Annotated in this window: 19 protein-coding genes; 9 read left to right on the top strand and 10 right to left on the bottom strand. The window is 41.9% G+C overall.

Going from position 1 to position 19,909, the window contains the following annotated elements:
- The first annotated feature begins 47 nt into the window (after positions 1–47).
- Both HQN86_RS24110 and HQN86_RS24105 read left to right on the top strand, forming a co-directional pair.
- Positions 48–1,112, top strand: a complete 1,065-nt coding sequence (locus HQN86_RS24110; protein WP_216854500.1) for a glycoside hydrolase family 43 protein — start codon at positions 48–50, stop codon at positions 1,110–1,112.
- Positions 1,113–1,206: 94 nt separating this feature from the next.
- A complete protein-coding gene (locus HQN86_RS24105; protein ID WP_172663403.1) occupies positions 1,207–1,464 on the top strand; it encodes a hypothetical protein in 258 nt (85 codons plus the stop codon).
- Between the two features lie 306 nt (positions 1,465–1,770).
- On the opposite strand, the gene HQN86_RS24100 is transcribed toward HQN86_RS24105, so the two are convergent.
- Positions 1,771–2,037: a hypothetical protein gene (locus HQN86_RS24100; protein WP_172663402.1), complete on the bottom strand. Its 267-nt coding sequence runs from the start codon at positions 2,035–2,037 to the stop codon at positions 1,771–1,773.
- A 789-nt stretch (positions 2,038–2,826) separates the two neighbouring features.
- On the opposite strand from HQN86_RS24100, the gene HQN86_RS24095 reads away from it, so the two are divergent.
- Entirely contained in the window at positions 2,827–3,189 is a 363-nt protein-coding gene (locus HQN86_RS24095) for a nuclear transport factor 2 family protein (protein ID WP_172663401.1), read from the top strand.
- A 49-nt stretch (positions 3,190–3,238) separates the two neighbouring features.
- Here the strand turns inward: HQN86_RS24095 and HQN86_RS24090 are convergent, their stop codons facing one another.
- Genes HQN86_RS24090 through HQN86_RS24080 form a run of 3 tightly spaced genes read right to left on the bottom strand, consistent with a single transcriptional unit; the run spans position 3,239 to position 4,806 of the window.
- Positions 3,239–3,598, bottom strand: a complete 360-nt coding sequence (locus tag HQN86_RS24090) for a cupin domain-containing protein (protein ID WP_172663400.1) — start codon at positions 3,596–3,598, stop codon at positions 3,239–3,241.
- A gap of 18 nt (positions 3,599–3,616) precedes the next feature.
- Positions 3,617–4,147, bottom strand: a complete 531-nt coding sequence (locus HQN86_RS24085) for a DinB family protein (RefSeq protein WP_172663399.1) — start codon at positions 4,145–4,147, stop codon at positions 3,617–3,619.
- Positions 4,148–4,161: 14 nt separating this feature from the next.
- On the bottom strand, positions 4,162–4,806 hold the full coding sequence (locus tag HQN86_RS24080; RefSeq protein ID WP_172663398.1) for a class I SAM-dependent DNA methyltransferase: 645 nt from the start codon (positions 4,804–4,806) through the stop codon (positions 4,162–4,164).
- Between the two features lie 89 nt (positions 4,807–4,895).
- On the opposite strand from HQN86_RS24080, the gene HQN86_RS24075 reads away from it, so the two are divergent.
- Positions 4,896–5,756 carry an NmrA family NAD(P)-binding protein gene (locus tag HQN86_RS24075; protein ID WP_172663397.1) on the top strand — a complete coding sequence of 287 codons (861 nt, stop codon included), beginning with the start codon at positions 4,896–4,898 and terminating at the stop codon, positions 5,754–5,756.
- A 550-nt stretch (positions 5,757–6,306) separates the two neighbouring features.
- On the opposite strand, the gene HQN86_RS24070 is transcribed toward HQN86_RS24075, so the two are convergent.
- Entirely contained in the window at positions 6,307–7,032 is a 726-nt protein-coding gene (locus tag HQN86_RS24070) for a TylF/MycF/NovP-related O-methyltransferase (RefSeq protein ID WP_172663396.1), read from the bottom strand.
- Positions 7,033–7,199: 167 nt separating this feature from the next.
- Here HQN86_RS24070 and HQN86_RS27190 point away from each other — a divergent pair, with 167 nt between their 5' ends.
- The gene (locus tag HQN86_RS27190; protein WP_172663926.1) at positions 7,200–7,352 is read left to right on the top strand and encodes a helix-turn-helix domain-containing protein; all 153 of its coding nucleotides are present in this window, start codon (positions 7,200–7,202) and stop codon (positions 7,350–7,352) included.
- 298 nt (positions 7,353–7,650) lie between these two features.
- Here the strand turns inward: HQN86_RS27190 and HQN86_RS24060 are convergent, their stop codons facing one another.
- The 5 genes from HQN86_RS24060 to HQN86_RS24040 all read right to left on the bottom strand — a co-directional run bounded on the left by HQN86_RS24060 (position 7,651) and on the right by HQN86_RS24040 (position 13,702).
- Positions 7,651–9,066, bottom strand: a complete 1,416-nt coding sequence (locus HQN86_RS24060; RefSeq protein ID WP_172663395.1) for a M16 family metallopeptidase — start codon at positions 9,064–9,066, stop codon at positions 7,651–7,653.
- Position 9,067: 1 nt separating this feature from the next.
- Complete coding sequence (locus HQN86_RS24055; RefSeq protein WP_172663394.1) at positions 9,068–10,378, bottom strand: M16 family metallopeptidase; 1,311 nt, start codon at positions 10,376–10,378, stop codon at positions 9,068–9,070.
- 91 nt (positions 10,379–10,469) lie between these two features.
- Positions 10,470–12,164, bottom strand: a complete 1,695-nt coding sequence (locus HQN86_RS24050; protein ID WP_172663393.1) for a protein-disulfide reductase DsbD family protein — start codon at positions 12,162–12,164, stop codon at positions 10,470–10,472.
- A gap of 5 nt (positions 12,165–12,169) precedes the next feature.
- On the bottom strand, positions 12,170–12,616 hold the full coding sequence (locus tag HQN86_RS24045) for a protein-disulfide reductase DsbD domain-containing protein (protein WP_172663392.1): 447 nt from the start codon (positions 12,614–12,616) through the stop codon (positions 12,170–12,172).
- Between the two features lie 36 nt (positions 12,617–12,652).
- Positions 12,653–13,702: a PLP-dependent cysteine synthase family protein gene (locus HQN86_RS24040; RefSeq protein ID WP_172663391.1), complete on the bottom strand. Its 1,050-nt coding sequence runs from the start codon at positions 13,700–13,702 to the stop codon at positions 12,653–12,655.
- Between the two features lie 173 nt (positions 13,703–13,875).
- On the opposite strand from HQN86_RS24040, the gene HQN86_RS24035 reads away from it, so the two are divergent.
- The 4 genes from HQN86_RS24035 to HQN86_RS24020 all read left to right on the top strand — a co-directional run bounded on the left by HQN86_RS24035 (position 13,876) and on the right by HQN86_RS24020 (position 19,899).
- A complete protein-coding gene (locus HQN86_RS24035; protein WP_172663390.1) occupies positions 13,876–14,334 on the top strand; it encodes an Lrp/AsnC family transcriptional regulator in 459 nt (152 codons plus the stop codon).
- A 149-nt stretch (positions 14,335–14,483) separates the two neighbouring features.
- Positions 14,484–15,086 (top strand): RNA polymerase sigma-70 factor, encoded by a 603-nt coding sequence (locus HQN86_RS24030; protein WP_172663389.1) that lies wholly within the window; start codon positions 14,484–14,486, stop codon positions 15,084–15,086.
- 87 nt (positions 15,087–15,173) lie between these two features.
- Positions 15,174–16,211 (top strand): FecR family protein, encoded by a 1,038-nt coding sequence (locus HQN86_RS24025; RefSeq protein WP_172663388.1) that lies wholly within the window; start codon positions 15,174–15,176, stop codon positions 16,209–16,211.
- Between the two features lie 184 nt (positions 16,212–16,395).
- Positions 16,396–19,899 carry a TonB-dependent receptor gene (locus HQN86_RS24020; RefSeq protein WP_172663387.1) on the top strand — a complete coding sequence of 1,168 codons (3,504 nt, stop codon included), beginning with the start codon at positions 16,396–16,398 and terminating at the stop codon, positions 19,897–19,899.
- The last annotated feature ends 10 nt before the right edge of the window (positions 19,900–19,909 follow it).

Below are 19,909 nucleotides of genomic sequence, written 5' to 3'. Positions count from 1 at the left end.
CCGGGAAAATATCCCCATATTAAATTTCCGAATTTAACTTAAATAAGATGATGAGAAAGATCTGGATTGGCCTGTTATCTCTGCTGATGGCTGTTGGCGGTGCAAAAGCGCAGTTTATCGCAAACCCTTTGCCCATTCCTTTTGGAGATCCTTATGTAATGTATGACCAGGGGAAATACTATATGTACGGCACTGGAGGCGACGTAAAAAACGGATTTGGCGCCTATTCATCGAGTAATTTAAAAGAATGGAAATTTGAAGGACAGGTTTATCATCACGATAATCCCAATGGCTGGGGCATACATTCCTTTTGGGCGCCTGAGGTGTACAAGAAAGGTGGTAAGTATTATATGTTATATAGCGCCCAGTGGAAGCAAAATCCCAATCAGGAAAAAGAAAATTTCAAGATAGGAGTGGCCGTTTCAGATAAACCGACCGGCCCTTTTATCGACCTGAATGACCGCCCCATCTTTGATCCGGGGTACCCGATTATCGATGCCAATTTGCTGGTTGAAAATGGTAAAATCTATTTATACTATTCCAGATGCTGCTATAAGCACCCGGTGGATAGTGAGGTCGCGCAGTGGGCGAAAAAAAGGGGATGGTATAATGAGGTGGAAGAAAGCTGGGTGTATGGGGTAGAGCTGAAAACGGATTTTTCGGGCACCATAGGGGCGCCTGTGCTGCTGCTGCGTCCACCAGTTAAAATGGGGAGCATCAAAGAGGAGTGGGAAAGCCGTTCGGTAACTGCAAAGGAAGTAAACCGAAGATGGACGGAAGGCTCTTACATCTTTAAAAAAGATAAAATTTATTACATGATGTACTCGGCAAATAACTTTGACGGGCAGAATTATGCCATAGGTTATGCTACCTCAAAAAGTCCTTTAGGACCATTTAAAAAGGCGGATAACAATCCTGTTTTACAGAGAAGTGGAAAGGTAAGCGGAACCGGGCACAACAGCATAACCTATACGCCTGACGGCAAGCAGATGCTTTGCGTGTATCATGGGCGTACTGAGGCCACAGGACATCAAAGACTGGTATTCATTGACAAAATGGAGGTTGCCAAAGATGGTAGGTTAATGGTGCATGGACCGACTTTGAAAGATTAGCCGTTAAAACTCGGGGTCAGCACATTTGTTAGGGTTTGATCGCTAATTTCGCAGGGATTTAGTAAATTAGGTATAGTCAATTCATGTTTATATTATGGATACGCACAATTTTAAATTCATTAAAAGATCAAAGGCTAAACCCACTCATCTAGTAGCCTATCAGCCCTTTGACGGATATGAGGCTTATTATCAACCTAAAAAGAATCGACATCTGTTTACCATTTATGACCCTGTCAAAGAACTCTATCATACCTTCGAACACAATGGGACATCTACCAGATTCAGAGATATTGTTAAGGATTTAATGTATATAGTAAGAAATGTAATCAGGCAACCGGAAAGGTACAGGTAAACCTGTTTCAATTCGTAATTTTGTAATTTAAGGCAATCCATGAAAATTAATTAAATCTTCCTGGAGTTACGCTGACTGGTTTTGGAATGATTTCGTTGTTGCTGTCTTTATTAAAGCTGAAAAAATATTCTGTAAAAGTCGGATTGACACTTCCAGCCGCTTCCCTGGCCTAATGTCTTTTATGTTGTGTAGCCAAATTAGGCTTCCCGTGTAGCACTTGTATAATTTAGGCATTTGATTGCCTGGGACTGTAACCAATCGTAAATAGTTTTAAAGTAACAGACTTCACAACCAGATATTGAAAAATCATAAGTAACGCTTATGTACGATGAAGGTTGTTGCCAGAAGCTTTTGATTGGCACAAGATAAAAGATACTCCGAGTCCATTGCGTATACCTGTTCAACCATTTCTGGTCTGTTGGCATGTGGGATAATTTCAAATGCTGATTCGTCCAAGTACTCATACATGTCTGCATTAATGGTAATGATAGCCACATAGTGATAGCCTGTTCTTTTCCATTCCTGGTAAATATCTATGTCAAATTCGTAATAACCATTCCTGAGCTCGTTCATGCCTGTAAAGTAAGTTTTTATTTGTCAAATTACATGGTAATTAACGATCTTCTTTGTACACGTGATTTTGCGAAGAATGACCAATGTTGTTCCGGGCCTGCAACAAATTATTTCAGGATTTCCGAACTTATGTCAGGATAAACTATTATTGCTTTAATTTTTTTATTATGATCCCATTCCTCTGCGAGATCAATGGTAAGATGACAATAATGGTGATTCCCAACAAAGGCGCATGTGGGCGGGTAATTTATATAGAAATATTGCTTTATGACATTAGACTTTCACCATTCGATAGGTTTGTTAAAATAAAAGAGGATAAACGAAATTAAATCGTTTATCTTATTGATATTTTACAATGGATATTCAAGCAGCGTTAAGCGCACTATCTAACCAGCGCTGACTCATCAGCTCCTGGTAGGTCTTTTGAAAGACTATAAACGACCAAATGATAAGATATTGTTTTTTTAAGCAGACGGTCTGATCGAACCGGTCAAAAAAGACTTTATATTGCAGGTAGGTACCTAGGTTCTGGACGACCTGAAAGCGCACTGCTTGCCACATACTTGGACCAAGCTACCTTTCAATGGAAAATGCGTTCGCCCATAACGGGCTAATTCCAGAGAAGGTTTTTGTGGTCACTTCAATCACTACAAATACATCGAGGAAATTTCGAACCAAAAGTGGACTGTGATACCTATACTAAAAGGCAGGAGTTAACCGACCTAACAAACTTTCTATTAAGGACTGGTTTAATTTTTTAAATTAAGCAGGTTTTTTAAACTATACTTTATGAAAATAACAGAAGAATTCGCGCTGGAATTTGCGCAGGAATGGATCAGTGCTTTTAACGCGCATGACCTGGAAAGGGTGTTAAGTCATTACTCAGCGGATTTTGTCATTAAATCTCCAGTGGCAGCCCGTCTGTTGGATCTGCAGGATGGTGTCGTTTCGGGAAAGGAAGCTGTCAGGGCTTACTGGATCCGTGCACTGGAGAAAATGCCAGACCTGCATTTTGAGCTACTGGATGTTTTAGTCGGTACCGATGGACTGACTTTATACTACCTGAATACTGGTTCAGGTAAAAAAACAGCAGAGGTGATGACTTTTAACGGGCAGGGGTTGGTATGCCAGGTTGCTGCATATTACGGGTAATTTTTTGTTTTGGTGCAGAATCCTGCTCAAATTTTATCCCTGAGGTAATTCAAGAATTATCGCTTTTGGGATCAGATTCTTTTTTGACTGTTTCCATGTCCTGGTGCTCGAAGGTGAGATTGACAGATCGCTCTGCTTTCGGACGTGTTTGGTGAAGGGTGTTCCTGGGTATGGTAAAAAGCTGACCGGGATAGAGTTCAATTATCTGGTCTTCCAGTTCTATAACCAATATTCCTTCTACCCCAAGGAAACTTTCATCCGAATTAGGATGAAAGTGCCAGTAATAAGGCTGGGTCATGATGCTCAGTCGCACCACATGGTCGTTTACCAGACTGATTGGCAGGTTGCTGTAATCTTCGGTTATCGTTTGGCCGAGTTGGGCGGGGTTGAGCAGTGTCAGGGATTTCATAAGTATATCTTTTTCTAATTAACGATGGTTATTCAGGTAGCGGGTACGTATGATCTCCAGGTGATGAAGTTCATGGCCTGCGATATGGTAGGCCAGGGCGCTGATGGTGACTGGGATTCCGTAAAGTAATCCGGTATAGGTTAAACTTTTCTCGGGCATGCTTTGGAGTAGGCTTATGGTGGCTTTTCTCTGGCTGGCGAATTCGTTCAGCAGGTCTTTGATGTTTCTGCTGTCGGCGCCGGATGTCTTTACATAGACTTCTGCGTCGAATCCTTCCATCGGAGTCTGATCATTTCTTGCGGTGCGTAGGATCCGGTAGCTGTATGTGCGTTCCATATCGGTCATGTGCAGCAGGGTTTCCTTGATGCTGTATTTGCCGGACGCATAGCGGAAAAGAAGCTGCGCTTCGGTTAAATATTGTAGCTGGGCAAAGGTCTTTTTGATGTTTTCTTGCAGATGATGGAACAGATCGTGATCGGGTATGAGCCTGGCTAGGGGCGGTTCCTCTTTGAGTAGCTGCTGGTCAGTAGGAGGGGGAATGATTTTCATAGTATTTTTTCTTGTTATTTTCGGCTTTTCACGCATTTGATATAAGCCCTTTGGGTCTGGTGTTCACTCGGATAGGGATAACGCACGAGCGCATCTTTGATTTCAAATCCGGCATCTTTCAGGCTTTGGATGACCTGGTCCGGGTCAAACATATAGAAGTCGATGTCTACTTTTTCGTCGAACCATTCGTCCAGGTGAATGAACTTATCCCCGCAATGGAAGGACAGGAGAAATTGAGCCTTTGGTTTGAGGATTTTATGGACTTGCGTGAATACCTGTGGCAGCTGATCCGGATAGAAATGGACGATGGCATAAAACGCGATGGCGGATCCGTAGGTGTTTTCGGGTAGAGTGAGGGTCAGCAGGTCTCCGGTTTGGAAGTCGATGTCCGGGTGCAGTTTTTTGGCCTGGCTGATCATTTCCGGGCTGAGGTCTAGCCCGGTAATTTCGGTTTGCCCGGCGTCTTTTAGAAACCTGGTGGTTTGTCCCGGCCCACATCCGAGATCGATCAGGGTGCCTTTTCTTTTGTTTTCTTTGGCAAAGGCTTCCAGCAGTAATCTGTCCAGTGGCTTTTCTTGCAACTCATCTTTGAACTGAACGGCATATTTTTTGGCAACCTTATCGTAGACGGCTGCTATGGAGGTTTTCGGTTTGGCCATGGTCATTTTTTCTTTTTGCCTATCGTAAATATAAACCTTCTAATGGGATGCTTTGTTTTTTCGAGAGTGTTCATTTAAAAACGAGATTTATGCATATCATTTTAGGAGGTACCGGAAATATCGGATCTGTTTTGGCTGCCAGGCTGTTGGAACGGGGAGAAAAAGTGACGATTGTTTCTCATGATGAGAAAAAGAAAAAAAAATGGGAGGATAAAGGAGCGCAGGTGGCGGTGGTCAATGTGCTGGAGGTGGATAAATTGCGGAAGGTGTTTGATACCGGGGAACGTTTGTTTTTATTGAACCCGCCTGCTGATCCTTCTACCGACACGGTTAAAGAGGAGGAGAAAACTGTAACGGCGATCCTTGCTGCTTTGCAGGGATCTAAAATTCAGAAGGTGGTCGCGGAATCTACGTATGGGGCCCAGCCGGGTAAAGGGATTGGAGATCTGGGGGTGTTATATGAGATGGAGCAGTCATTAAGTAGGATCGGTATTCCTGCGAGCGTGATGCATGGGGCTTATTATATGAGCAATTGGATTTTTTCGACGGATCAGGCTCGGGAAACGGGAAAGTTATATAGTTTTTACCCGGCGGATTTTAAATTGCCGATGGTGTCGCCTGCAGACATTGGGGAGTTTGGAGTTGGTCTGATGTTGGAACCTTTGGAAAAAACGGATAGTTATTACATTGAGGGGCCCGAAGCATATTCACCTGGTGATGTGGCCGAGGCTTTTGCTGAGGCATTGCGTAAACCGGTGGAGGTTGCGGTTGTTCCTGAGGCAGAGTGGGTATCGTATTTGCAAAAGGGTGGTTTTTCTTTGGAAGCAGCGGAGTCTATGGCGACGATGACCAAGCTGACGCTGGAACAGGATTATAAGATGCCTGTCAACCCGGTAAAGGGAAAGACCACGCTGAAGGAGTTTATCAAAGGGGTTGTGAATGGTAGTTAGCTGGTACTTGATGATGTAAAGATACGGATTTGCAAAATAGTACTCATTATTTTGCAAAGTGCACACACCTGCATAAAAATCACGAAAATATTTGCAGAATATTGGTTCGTAATTCTCTGTTGCTTTTGTTCTCACCTAATAAAAATCTGAAATGATGGCATCAATACAATTAATTACTGAATGCCGATCATCTCTTGTTGAGAGGTTTTCTGTTTGGATATTTGCTGCTCTTCTTTTGCTTTAATCTTCTTATCAATTAATTTACCGTAGGCTGTTCTTTGGACCATCAGACAGCTTGTGGTAGGATGATTTTATGAGCTCATAAGTGAATTAAGTGTTCATTAAAGCTTGCTGGTGATTAAAGCCGTAGGGTCCTCTAACATATAGACGAGAATCATGATCAATGTTAGTTCCCGCAAAAATAATACAAAGGAACCACTGAAATAATAAGCTTGTATCGATTTAAAACACAGTTATTTACAAAAAAAAAGGAATTGCTTGTCTGTTATATTTTTCACCACCAAAATTGGGGAAGAAATACACACCTTATTTATTGTTTTGTGAAATAGGCATGAAAATACTGGTTGCCATATAAAGGTACAATTTGCTCCGGCCTACCTTTAAAAAACTCATCCCATGCCAGTTTAACTCCAGGGTTGGCATCGTGCCCCGGGCCGTTGATTTTGGGGTCGTTATAGTCCATCAGTACGCATATCGATCCTGGCGACATTTTAGGGTAAATCTGACCGAGGCAGAATAACATAATTTCCTTATGCTGCAGCTTATCGCCGCCATGGCCGCAATCAATATGTGCAAAAGCTATCTTTTCGGGTAGTTGGTCTGGTAAAGTCTGTTCAAAATAACCCTTGTGCAGTTCAGGTAGTCTGAGTTTAGCCTGGCTAAAACCTTCCTTCAAAACATCTTCTACATTTCTTTTCTCCGCAAACTTAATTTCAAAGGAGTCATAAAGGTGGAGCTTTTTATCAGAATGGTTCTGTTCAATAACTTTCCCAAAAAGCAGCGCGCACTGTCCGGAAAAACACCCCAATTCCACCACATCACCCGCTATACCATTCTGTATTACCGTATTCAGTAGATGATAGTAATTGATTCGCTGTTCAATTGTATTCATGTCTACAGTGGTATCTATAGGGCTAATCACCAGGCCAAGCTTTAGCTTCCTGAAAGCCTTGTTCAAAACCTTCACAAGTTTTAAAAGCGATGGGTTAGGTCTTACTTTGGTATAAGGTGGTTGGATAATAAAATAGTTGTCCATAAATTCAGTTGTTTGATCAGTCCGGATTTTAAATTACAGAATATTTTTATTTTATGGGACCAATAAGCATAATTTTAAACTCTAACTCCCTATAAGTTCATTCTTTTCTCTGAAAAAGTTACCTATGTGAAGATCGATACTATTTCGATGTACATTCAAATTGATACATTAACGAATACATTATCCTGGAAGCTAAAAGACAGTTGCTTGCCACATCTAGTCAGGTCAGCCAGATAGCCTGTTACCTGGGTTATGAAGATATTTCCTATTTTATCAGATTTTTCAAAAAGCATACAGGCACTTCGCCCGAGGCATTCTGAAAAAAAATCAAATAAGTCCTATTCAACTTCATTTTTGTCCTATCCCGCAGGCTACAATCGAAATTACCTTTGATAAGTATTCAAAAAAGTAATTTGTATGAAAACAAAAATGAAACTAATTGCAGCGTTAAAGACATGGGTTGTGGTCTATCCGTCTATCACGTTGCCTCTATATTTATTGAGGGAAAGCCCCTGGTATTGCCTTTGACCCGCACACATGTTGTAGAGGGCAACACGATAACCTGTAACCAAGAAAGCGGTTGAAGTTTCAACCGCTTTCTCTTTTCTCAATAGGTGACTATTTACTCACTATTGGTGTGGCATAGCTGTCATATTCTTTTATGGTAAAACCTGTTTTTTTCAGGCCTGGCAGAAATTGATTTGCCTGTCCTACAATAACTACTCTGGAATTATCATGGTTGAAGTACTTTTTACTTACACGCAAAATATCCGCTGCAGTAACTGCATTGAGTTTTTGCAGGTATGTACGGTAGAAATCTTTTGGAAGTTTGTTGATCAGAATGTTGCTGGCAAAACCTGCACTGCGTGCTGGATTTTCAAGCCCCAGGGCAAAAGAACCGTTGTATAAGTTTTTCGCATTCTGAAGGATTTCCGGGCTGACTCTTTCGTTACGCATGATTGTGATCTCTTTTAAAAATTCGACTACAGCACTGTCCACTTTTTCGTTTCTTACTGAAGCTGTAGCACTGAAAGTTGATTGTCCTCTCCCTGAGCCGGTTCTCGAATAGGCTCCGTATGTAAAGCCGTGTTTTTCTCTCAGATTTCTAAAAAGCTTTGCATCAGCTCCACCCCCTAGAATCTGATTGGCAAGCAATACTGCGTGATAATCCGGACTGCTCATTGGAAGCTCAATAAGATTGGTTACCGTGAGCTCAGACTGAACTGCGTTAGGTACATCCACAACATCTACTTCTGTTTTAGCAGGGTTACTAACTTTATCCAAAACAGGGAAGGTCAGAACAGATCCTCTCCAGTCTCCAAATGCTTTTAAGGCCAATGCTTTTGCAGCTTCCGGTTTAATGTCGCCGACAAAAGTCAGGTAACCTCTTGAAGGAGTTACATATTTTTTATAAGCAACTTTAATATCCTCCAGCGTGATGGTTTGAATGCTTTGCGCTGTTTCAAACTCTCCAAAGGGGTGCTTCAAACCAAATGATAGTGCATTAACTACTCGGCCTGAAATTGCAGTAGTGCTTCGTTCGGTGGATTTTAAATTGGTAAGGCTTTGTGATTTTAGCTTGTCAAATGAACCTTCAGGAAAAGCAGGATTCCTCAGGGCATCTGCCATTAATAGAAAGGCACTACTGAAATAGCGGGTTAGGGCAGAGACTTGACCGCCACCTGAGGTAAGCGCTACTTCTGCGCCCATTTGGTCTACAGCTTCATCAAACTGTGCCTTCGTTTTTGTAACTGTTCCTTCATTCAACATGCCGCCCAGTAATCCGATAACTCCGGCTTTTGAACCTTCAGTAATGGGGCCGGCATCAATACTGTAACTTGCTGAAACCTTTGGCAATTTATGATTTTCTACGACCAGAACGGTGATGCCGTTTGACAGGTCATAAATTACAGGATCGGCGAAAGTGATAGCTGGTGCAGGCCCTGGTTTCGGCTTTTGACTTCTATCTAATTTTTGTGCCATAGCTGCTTGAGTAAACAGGACTGAAACGGCGAATATGAATATCTTCTTCATGTTATTTCTTTGGTAAATAGTAAAGTACTACACGCTGATCTTTAGTTAAATATTTCCGGGCAACATCCCTGATCTCTTCTTTGGTGATTGATTTCACCTGAGCCAGCTGCTCATTCAGGTCATTCGTATTTTTATGAAGGGTATATCCGTTGGCAAGGCTTTCTGCAACCCCGATCATTTTACTATTGGCACTGACATACCCATTCTCAAATTGATTTTGGAGTTTTGTATATTCTGATTCTGTGATCAGATCTGACTGTAATCGGGTAACCTCTGCGTCAATATCCGTTAAAAGGCCATTTAAAGGAGTATTGTTGTTGGGTAGGGCAAGCGTAATGTAGGCACCATAATCTTCCAGTGTGTAGTTGAAGGCTGCCACCTCCAGGGCCGTTTTTTTCTGATCGACCATTTTTGTGCTTAACCTTGAACTTCCTCCACCAGATAAAATTGTGCTGACCATTTCGAGGACTTTGTTCTCGCGGCTCTTCATTCCGGGAATACGGTAGGCCGCAAATATTGCGGGAATTTGAATATTGGCATCATAAACCGTATCTACGATTTGTTTAGCGATTGGTTTGAGTTCGAAAGTGCCTTTGATCACCGGAACTCCTATAGGCACTTCGTTAAAATATTTGGCAATCAGTATTTTGGTGTTTTCAATGTCCAGGTCTCCAGCGATGGTCAACACCGCATTGTTAGGGGCATAATATTTTTTGAAAAAGGCAATAAACTCATCTAGTTTTGCTGCATCCAGATGCGCCATTGATCCTATTGGTTGCCAGCTATAAGGATGGCCATCAAACAAATGACTGAAGATGTTTTCCGCAAATTTCCCATAAGGTTTGTTGTCCATACGCATACGCTTTTCTTCTTTAACTACTTCGCGCTGGGTTTTAACACCTGCATCGTCAATTTTAGGATGGAGCATACGCTCGCTTTCTAGCCATAAACCCAGTTCCAGCTGATTAGAAGGAAATACTTCGTAATAAAATGTTCTGTCCTGACTGGTGTTTGCATTGTTCTGGCCACCGTTGCTGCTAACGATCTTCATAAAATCTCCACGTTTCATGTTTTCACTGCCTTCAAATAGTAAGTGCTCGAAAAAATGTGCAAAACCTGTTCTTTGAGGATCCTCGTCTTTAGAACCTACATGATACATGACCGATACAGCCACTACCGGGGCAGTCTTATCCTGATGAAGGATTACATGCAGGCCATTTGCCAGGTCGTATTCGGTAAATTTTACCTGTTGTGCACTGGCGCAAAGGAAAAGTCCTGAAAGCGACAACGTTATTAGAAACTTATATCTCATATTTTTATCTTTTTTGTAAGTAAACCAGGTCGGCATCCACCGATCCTGGTTAATTATTAACTCCTATTTTGTTTTTTATAAGTAGACTTGTTTATTTATTCTTAAATGCTGTCAATCCGCTTTTAAGATAGGTTGCATAGGCCTTGGTATCAAAATTGGCCCCCTGTGTTTCCACCAAAGGAACCAGGTCATGGCCTGCCAGAACATATAAAGGCTGGGCGTTTGAACCATATTTAGTGGCCTGGAAATCCAGGTTCCAATAACCAAGGTCCTCAGTTTTGCGTTTTAAAATTTTAGAGTAGTGGATTTCGTTTGCAGGCATCTTAATGTTACGGTCGTCGGCATAGAGTTGGATCAGTACATATTCCTCATTGATCAGCCTACTGACCTCCTTGTCCACCCACACCAGGTCCTCCATTCTCCGGCAGTTCACGCAGGTATGCCCGGTAAAGTCAAGCAGCACAGGTTTACCCACCTTCTTTGCATACGCCAGACCTTCCTCCAGGTCAAAGAAAGGATGAAAACCCAATGGGGCCTTTAATGATTCACTATGCTTCACCTTTGCTGGAAAATTGACTGATGTTGTAACCGGAACAATTCCATTGCTGCTCAGGATAAAATCCTGGGTGTTCATTGGTGGTGCAAGGCCGCTTAATACGCTGACAGGTGCCCCCCATAAGCCGGGCACCATATATAAGGCAAATGAAAAGGACAGGATGGCGAAAAATAAACGTGGTACAGATACATAGGGCACATCGCTGTCATGTGAAAACTTGATCTTGCCCAGCAGATAAATCCCCATGAGCATAAAGATGACGATCCACAGTACCAGGAAAACTTCCCGATCAAACCACTCCCAGTGCCAGGCGAGGTCGGCTGAGGAGAGGAACTTTAAGGCCAGGGCCAGTTCCAGGAAACCCAGACATACTTTTATACTGTTTAGCCATCCGCCTGATTTGGGCATACTATTCAAAACACCGGGAAATATAGCCGATAAGGTAAATGGTAAGGCTAAAGCCAGGGCGAACCCAAACATCCCTATAGCTGGAGCCAGTAGTTCGCCTTTGGAACTGGCCTGTACCAGCAAGGTGCCAATAATAGGTCCTGTACAGGAGAAGGAAACCAATGCTAAGGAGGCTGCCATGAAGAAAATACCGCCAAGTCCTTTACTGTTGTCGGCCTTGTTGTCTATTTTGTTTACAAATGAACTGGGTAGGGTAATTTCAAATGCCCCAAAAAAAGAGATCGCAAACACCACTAGCAGAAGGAAGAATAAAAAGTTGAACAACCCGCTGGCACTTAATGCATTTAGTCCCGCAGAACCAAATATAACAGTGATCAGTAAGCCCAGTCCTACATAAATGACAATGATGGACAGTCCGTAGATCAGGGCCTGACCGATACCTTTACTTTTGCTTCCTGCTCTTTTGGTGAAATAGCTGATGGTAAGTGGTACCATTGGAAAAATGCATGGCATCAGGAAGGCTAGAAAACCTCCTGCCAATCCTGCAATGAACGTTTCCCACAATGTTTTCTCTTTTTCTGCCTTACTGGTTTTGACCTGGGTGCTGGTTGCTGTTATTTTTTTTACAGTATCAGCCGTCCCTGCCTGAACAGTAGTCAATGTATCGGTCTTAAGTGTAGTGTCGGGTACAATCTCGGTAAATTCAACATTAGCCATTGAAGTATCCGATTCTTGTGAAAAAATAGGATTAAGGGACGCCATAATAAATAGCACCGTCATCATAAGCGTTTTGATGACGGTTGGGTAGTACATCGGTTTCATTTCGACTAGCTTACAGGAATCGAAAATTCAACAGTTTCGGGTGGCAAACACTGCTGGTCATCACAAACCATAAATTCGAGGGTGCCTTTAACGAGCGCTTTAGCTCCTGTCAATTTTATCTTTTGTTGAAAAATGACAGATTTTTCAAAATAACTGACATTCATTTCAAAAGACTTTTCAAATTTGGTAATTGCTTTGGGCTCAACGGTTTTTCCACTTAGTTTGTAAGTTTTTGAAGGCACAAAGCTAAAGCTTGTTTTCACAGGTCCGCCATCTGCCATATTTTGGGAGTAGATATGCCAGCGGTCTTCTATAGTGGCTTTGAGGTAGAGGATGGCTTCTGTTTTAGAAGTTTTCTTGGCTGCATAGCTCCATTTCACGGGCTTGAGAATTTGGCTGCTGGCCGAAAAGCTTAAAAAAAGCGCCAGGGCAAATACAAATAGATTTTTCATGTTTATGTGTTTTTTGGTTGGTTGATTGTTTTAGTGTTAGCTGAGTCGGCAGATGGGGTCGTAACCTGTAAAGATGGTATCTGTTGAGATATAGAAGTCCCTGATAGGTTCTTCTTTAACCAGGTCAGTACTCAGGTACTTTTTGTTGCTGTCGCAAAGTAGGGTGACCACTACTGCTGCTGCTCCCAGTTCCTGTTTTAGTTTAATTGCCCCGATTACATTCGCCCCCGAGGAAATGCCTACCGCGAGTCCCAGTTCTTTCGCGAGTTTCTGAGCCATGATGATGGCATCACCGTCATTAGCCTGGATGACTTTGTCCAGTTTGTCCAGTTTAACGATCTGCGGAATGAATTCATCAGAAATCCCCTGGATTCTGTGGCTTCCTACTTTATAGCCTGTGGTCAGTGTTGGACTTTCGGCGGGTTCCAGTGGATGGATTTTGATGCTGGGATGGTAGTTTTTTAGCCTTTTACCTACACCCATCACAGTTCCACCTGTACCCACACCTGCTACGAATGCATCCGGCACCAGATCTCTGGTTTGCAGTTGTTCCCATATTTCCTGTCCCGTGGTTTTTTCATGGGCCTGCTCATTGTACTTGTTCTCAAATTGCTGAGGGAGGAAAACGTTACCCTCGGCAGCCAGCTGTTCACAAAGTTTAATACTGCCTACAAATCCGCCTTCTTCCTTACTGATCAGGACTACCTCTGCCCCAAGGCTTTTGATGATGTCTGTTCTTTCCTTACTTAGCCAGTTGGGCATAATGATCTTCACCGGGTGGCCAAGGGCCTTACCGATAGCGGCAAAGGCAATCCCTGTATTTCCACTGGTAGCTTCAATAATGGTGTCTCCGGGTTTTATTGCACAATGATTATACGCCTCATAAATGATGTTCAGCGCCATTCTGTCTTTGATACTTCCGGTAAGATTGTAATGTTCGCATTTCACATAGATCTTGCTGGGAATTCCCTTATAAGTATAATGGATTTCCAACATGGGGGTGTTGCCCACCAAATGCCAGAGGTGGTCGAATTTATTTACCAGGGTGGTGCTTAAACAGGTTTGTTCTTTGGTTTCAGCCAGCATAACTTTTATTGAAGTGATTGCCAAAACTCTATATATTCCTTTTAATGCACAATAGATACGATCATTTTCAGTTTTTTTACTTGTAAAATCAATATATTTATGTTTTTTTGCTAGTTTTGGTTACCGTAAATATTCTTTTGGCGTTTTTTTTACACCTGAACTGATTTATTGATATGCAATTAGACACAATTGACCTTGAACTGTTAAAAATCCTTCAGCATGATGCCACCCTTACCAACAAGGAACTGGCGGTTCGGCTGCACAGGTCTGTGGCGGCTATTCAGGAACGAAGAAGGAAACTGATTGACCAGGGGTATATAAAAAGTACCGTTGCAATTCTGGACCGAAACAAAATAGACAGGGGGTTGATTACTTTTCCCCATGTCCATATGAGTAGCCATACTGCAGAGATTCTGATTCAATTTGAACAGGAAGTTTCTAAATTTGATGAAGTGATGGAATGCTTTCAAATGTCTGGTGATAGTGATTTTATTCTGAAGGTAGCCACCCGTGATTTGGATGAGTATTCGGATTTTCTCCGGGATAAACTGGCAAAATTGGCTAATGTATCCAGAGTTAACAGTTCTTTTGTGCTAAGAGTGGTTAAAAATGTTACCGCATATCCGATTTAATAAAAATATCCATAGTTAAGCGGCAAAAAAAAACCTTTTTTTACTAAAATGCTTTCTGATTTGTGATGCTAAAGACGCTTTAGCTGATAAGAATTAAAACTTGTGACCAACTTTATGTAACTTTATGGCTAAAATAATAACTTAGTTACATGGGAGCTAAAGTCTTGGAACCGGGTGATGACAAACCATTGATGACTAAAGTTGCTGATGGTGATCAGCAAGCGTTCGGGCGGATTTTCGATCATTACAGCGCTAAGGTTTATGCCTATGCTTTTCGGTTTTTAAGATCGCAACAGCTTTCTGAGGATATTGTGCAGGATGTTTTTACCAATATCTGGTTAAAAAGAGACAAACTTCCGGAAATCAATAATTTCGGAGCTTACCTACGGGTTGTTTCCAAAAATCTTACCCTTAATGCGTTGAAAAAATTGGCACTTGACTTTAAGACCAATGAGATAAGTCAGAAGGAGTGGAACGATATTGATAACACAACTGAAAGCGGTATTATGGTTAAGGAAACATTGGCTTTGTTAAACGAGGCCATTCAAAAGTTACCTCCTCAGCAACAGAATATTTACCGGATGTGCCATATGGAAGGGTTGAAACAGAAAGATGTTGCTGAACGCCTCCACATTTCACCGCTGACGGTAAAAGTGCATCTTCGCGAGGCGACCAAAACCATTCGGGGGCTTATGGACAATCATGCAGACCTACCCCTGTTGCTGGTTATTTTATTTCACCTGGCAAAATAATTTTTATTTCGACTACTCCCTTTTTGAATTCCAGTTGTCATCTAATTAAAGGCCTGATGATGTGCCCTGCGAAAAATATATATCCCCATGAATAAGGAACGATTAATGTATTTGTTTCGGAAATATGCCGATCAAACCTGTACCAAGGAAGAACATGCCGAATTTATGACACTGGTTAACAGTGGAAATGCGGTTAGCGAACTCGATGAATTGATGGATAGTGAATGGGAGAAACATTTTACAGAAGAAGTGTTGGATAAAAACAGTGCCATACAGATTTTTGACCGCGTGGTGGCCTCCGATAAGGATAAAGAAATTGCCCCCTCTTTGAAGGTGATTAAGATAAGGCCTATACTGCGAAGAGTCATATGGGCTGCCGCCCTGCTGGTCATTGGTTTCTTTGTTTTCCTATACCTCACACCTGCTGGAAATAAACGAGTTAATGAAGGTCATTTTACAGCTAATGGCCAAAGTTCTTTAATCACGGAGCGTGCAACTGCTGAACACAGGGGTATTACGCTTCCTGACGGAAGTAGGGTTGTGCTTAACAAGCAAAGTACCCTGATATTTTTGCCTCATTTCAATAAAAAAACAAGAGAGGTCTCTTTGATTGGGGAAGGGTACTTCGATATTAAGCATGATGCCAGCCGACCGTTTGTGGTGCATACCGGGAAGATTAAAACAATAGTGCTGGGTACGGCATTTAACATTAAGTACGTTGACCGTGAAAATAATGTCATTGTAACTGTAACCCGCGGTAAAGTGATGGTGCAGAAAGAAAACAAAACGCTGGGAGTTATTCTGCCCGATCAGCAGATTGTTTTTAACCAAAAACAAAATAAATCCGAAGTTCTTGGAGTAGAAGCACGCAGGATTGTAGAATGGCAGGAAAATGACCTGTTTTTTGACGATGTAACCATGGATGATGCGATGGCGCAACTGGCCCGGCGTTTCAACATAAAAATAAGGTTTGCCAACGATTATAGTAAGGGTTGTCGTTTTACGGCTACCTTCTTAAAGGGAGAAAGTCTGGATGAAATATTGCAGGTTATTGCTTCATTCAATCATATAGAATATCAAAAAGAGGCAGGGGAAATCATTATCTCCGGTAATGGATGCAAATAATAATTAATCAATTTAATATACCTAAACCATTAACTAAACATTTATGAGAGAAATTTACTACCTGCGCATTTGACGAAAAACTCCCTGTCGCTAAACAGGGAGCTGTTGATTGTTTTTGCTCTAGCGCTAACTGGAGCAAATTGTTATAAACAATTTTTCGAGGATCATTTAAACATTTAAAATTATGAAATTTTCTGCAAAACCAGCAGAGGGTGCTGAAAGCTATTTATGCTTTTCTGCCCCCAATAAGTCGCGATATATAATTCGTCAGATTATGCGTTTAAGCCTAATTATAACTATTTTAATAACCACAACCTTCCAAATCCTGTTTGCTTCCAATATAAAAGCGCAGGGCTCGGCTCAGGTGCAGGTGACCATGGAACTTAAAAATGAGTCGGTTTTATCGGCCATAAAGAAGATTGAGCAACAAACCAATTTTAGGTTCATCTTTAGGAACAGCGATATCAAAGACGCAAAGAACTTAAGCGTTCCTTTAGATACACGGTCTGTTAAAGCCACTTTAAACCTGATTTTAAGGGGAAATGGGTTGACCTTTAGCGAAGTAAACAATAAAATTCTGATTGCCAGAGCAGAAAGTCATGGGATTGCGGGCGAACAGGCCGATGCTAAGGTTACCGGAATTGTACTGGATGATGAAGGTAATCCCTTGTCTGGGGTGACCATTATGGTTAAAGGTGACAATAGTTCCAGTTCTGCAACTGATTTAAATGGCCATTTTAACATTACGATCCCGTCCGACGGAAACCAGACACTGGTATTTAGCTACATAGGTTTCAAAACACAGGAAGTGCCTGTAGGAACCTCAACCTCGCTAAAGGTAACGATGGTTGCTGCTCCGGGAAGTTTGCAGGAGGTAGTTGTTCTGGGGTATTCTGCACAGAAGAAAAGCAGTATTACTGGTTCGGTGGCAACCGTTAGCGGAGCGGAGTTGAGGCAAAGTCCCGCGGCCAACATTAGCAATTCCCTGGTTGGACGCCTGCCGGGATTAATTGCTTTTCAAGGATCGGGACAACCTGGAAGAGATGATTCCAGGTTACTGATCAGGGGAATAAGTTCGCCAACCAACTCATCGCCTTTAATTGTTATTGATGGCGTACCTCAGGAGGCTGTTAATGCAGCAGGAGGTCAGATTAATGCAACGTTGCCGCATATAGATCCTTCCGATATCGAGAGTATTTCTATTTTAAAGGATGCGGGTACAGCCGCCGTGTACGGTGCCAGGGCGGCAAACGGGGTTATTCTAATTACGACAAGACGTGGTGAGAAAGGTAAAACATCATTGAATTATACCTTCAACGGCAGCTGGCAAAAACCAACAAAGTTAGCAGATTTGGTTGACGGCTATCAGTATGCAACACTGTTAAATGAAATGTACACCAATGAAAATAACTTTAATCCTGCTCAAAACAGGGGATATACACCTGAACAACTGGAAGTGATCCGAACAGGCTCAGATCCTGACAGGTATGCAAATACGGATTGGTATAGTGCAATAATGGGAGCCAGTAGCTTTCAGCAGCGTCACAATCTTTCCGTAAATGGAGGGGGAGACAAATCCAGGTATTTTGTTTCTGGCGGTTATCTGGACCAAAGGGGGCTCTTTGAAACTTCAGGCTATAAGCAGTATTCATTGAGGTCTAACTTAGATGCCGATATCTCAAAAAGCCTTAAGGTAAGTTTGAACATCAACGCCCGTCTTGAAAAAACAAAGGATCAAACAGCGGGATCTGCCATTACCAGTTTTTACCGTATGATTTCTCCTTTAATCCCCAGCAAGTTTAGTAATGGGGCTTATAACTACATCAGTATTCCGAGTGGTTTCTCTTCTTTGGTTAACGGAAGTCCATATTTAATGTCAAAAGGAGAGGCAGGTTATAGGAACACAGAGCTTAATGTATTGGAAGGTGTAGGTTCGTTAACCTATAATTTTCCGTTTATAGAGGGGCTTAGTGCTAAAGGCACACTTTCCTATAACAGGTATCAAACCTATTTCAAAAATTTCGCGAAGCCATATTTAACTTCAATTAGAAATGACGATGGTACTTATGTGACCAGAATAAATGGATCCATTACAAAAGCCTCTTTGACAGAGCGGATGGAACAAAGACAGACTGTATTGGCTGAAGCTTCTTTAAACTATAAAAGAACATTTGGTAGGCATAGTTTAGATCTGCTGGCTTTGTATACACAAACAGAAAATCAGGGAAACTGGCTTCAGGCTTCCAGGGGCAATTATCCTTCAGCTCAGGTTGATCAGATATTTGCAGGAGATCCTGCAAATGATGACAATGACGGTTCTGCCTTTAGAAATGCCAGACAAAGTGTGGTTGGCCGTGCGGCATACAACTTTGCCGAGAAATATTTCCTCGAATTTAGTTTCCGTTATGATGGCTCTGATGTGTTTCCAAAAGATAAAAGATTTGGTTTCTTTCCTTCAATATCCGCAGGTTGGGTGCTAAGTGAAGAATCCTTTCTGAAGGATATCTCTGCAATTAATTTCCTGAAAATCAGAGGATCTTATGGTCAGTTGGGGAACGACAGGATTGGGCAGTTTTTATATTTGAACACTTATACACTGGGAACTGGTCTTGACGGGTACTATATCTTTGGCAATACAAATCTTCAGGCCCTGGTTCCGGGTGTTATTCCTAATGTGTCTTTTACCTGGGAAAAAGCAAATATTACGAATGTTGGATTCGAAACCAGGTTGTTTAATAACCAGCTGGGGTTAACTGCTGATTATTTTTATAAGAGAACAAAAAATATTCTTGGAGATAGGAGTTTCAGTATCCCGGCAACCATTGGCGGTACCTTGCCAAGGGAGAATTTATCTACCATTGACAACAGTGGATTTGAATTCCAGCTGGAACACCAAAATACATTGGGCGCAATAACTTATTTTATTAAACCTAATGTTACTTTTAACCGCAATAAAGTAATTTATATGCCAGAGGCAAGTGGTTTATTGCCTTATCAGAGTTCAATTGGGCAATCCATTTACGTTGCCTCAGGTAACTTAACTTCCAATCTGGGCTATGTTGCCGAAGGTTTATACCAGTCTGCAGCAGAAATAGCCAGCGGACCAACACCTCTATATGCCAACGTTGCACCCGGTGACATCAGGTATAAAGACATCAATAACGATGGTAAGATTACAAGTGCCGACAGGACAGTAATTGGAAAGGGGGATTATCCAAGGATGGTTTATGGTATTTCCCTGGGTGGGAGCTATAAAGGTTTTGATTTGAGCATACTTTTGCAGGGTGCAGCTAAAGTGCAGAAGTATATGACGGGTCAGGGAGAATGGGCATTTGCAGGAAATAGTGTGCCATCAGAAAAGCATCTGGATCGTTGGACACCTGACAATACCTACGCCTCCTATCCACGCTTGTTTTCAAACAACTCCAACAACAAAGAAATATCCAGTTACTGGCTAAGAGATGGTTCTTACCTGCGTCTTAAAAACCTGGAATTGGGTTATAACGTTCCGGCAAGCGCATTGCGTGGATTAAAGATTTCAAACGCGCGCTTTTACGTTAGCGGGACCAATCTTTTTACCATTACCAGCCTCAAAGATGTAGATCCTGAATCCTTTGTGTCTTCATTCGGTGCAGAAAGCTATCTGATTCAGAAGTTATTCAACCTTGGTTTAAGTGTTAAATTTTAATCTTCTTTAA

This window comes from Pedobacter panaciterrae (assembly GCF_013204795.1).
Taxonomy (GTDB): domain Bacteria; phylum Bacteroidota; class Bacteroidia; order Sphingobacteriales; family Sphingobacteriaceae; genus Pedobacter; species Pedobacter panaciterrae.
This window is presented reverse-complemented; position numbering and strand designations above follow the sequence as displayed.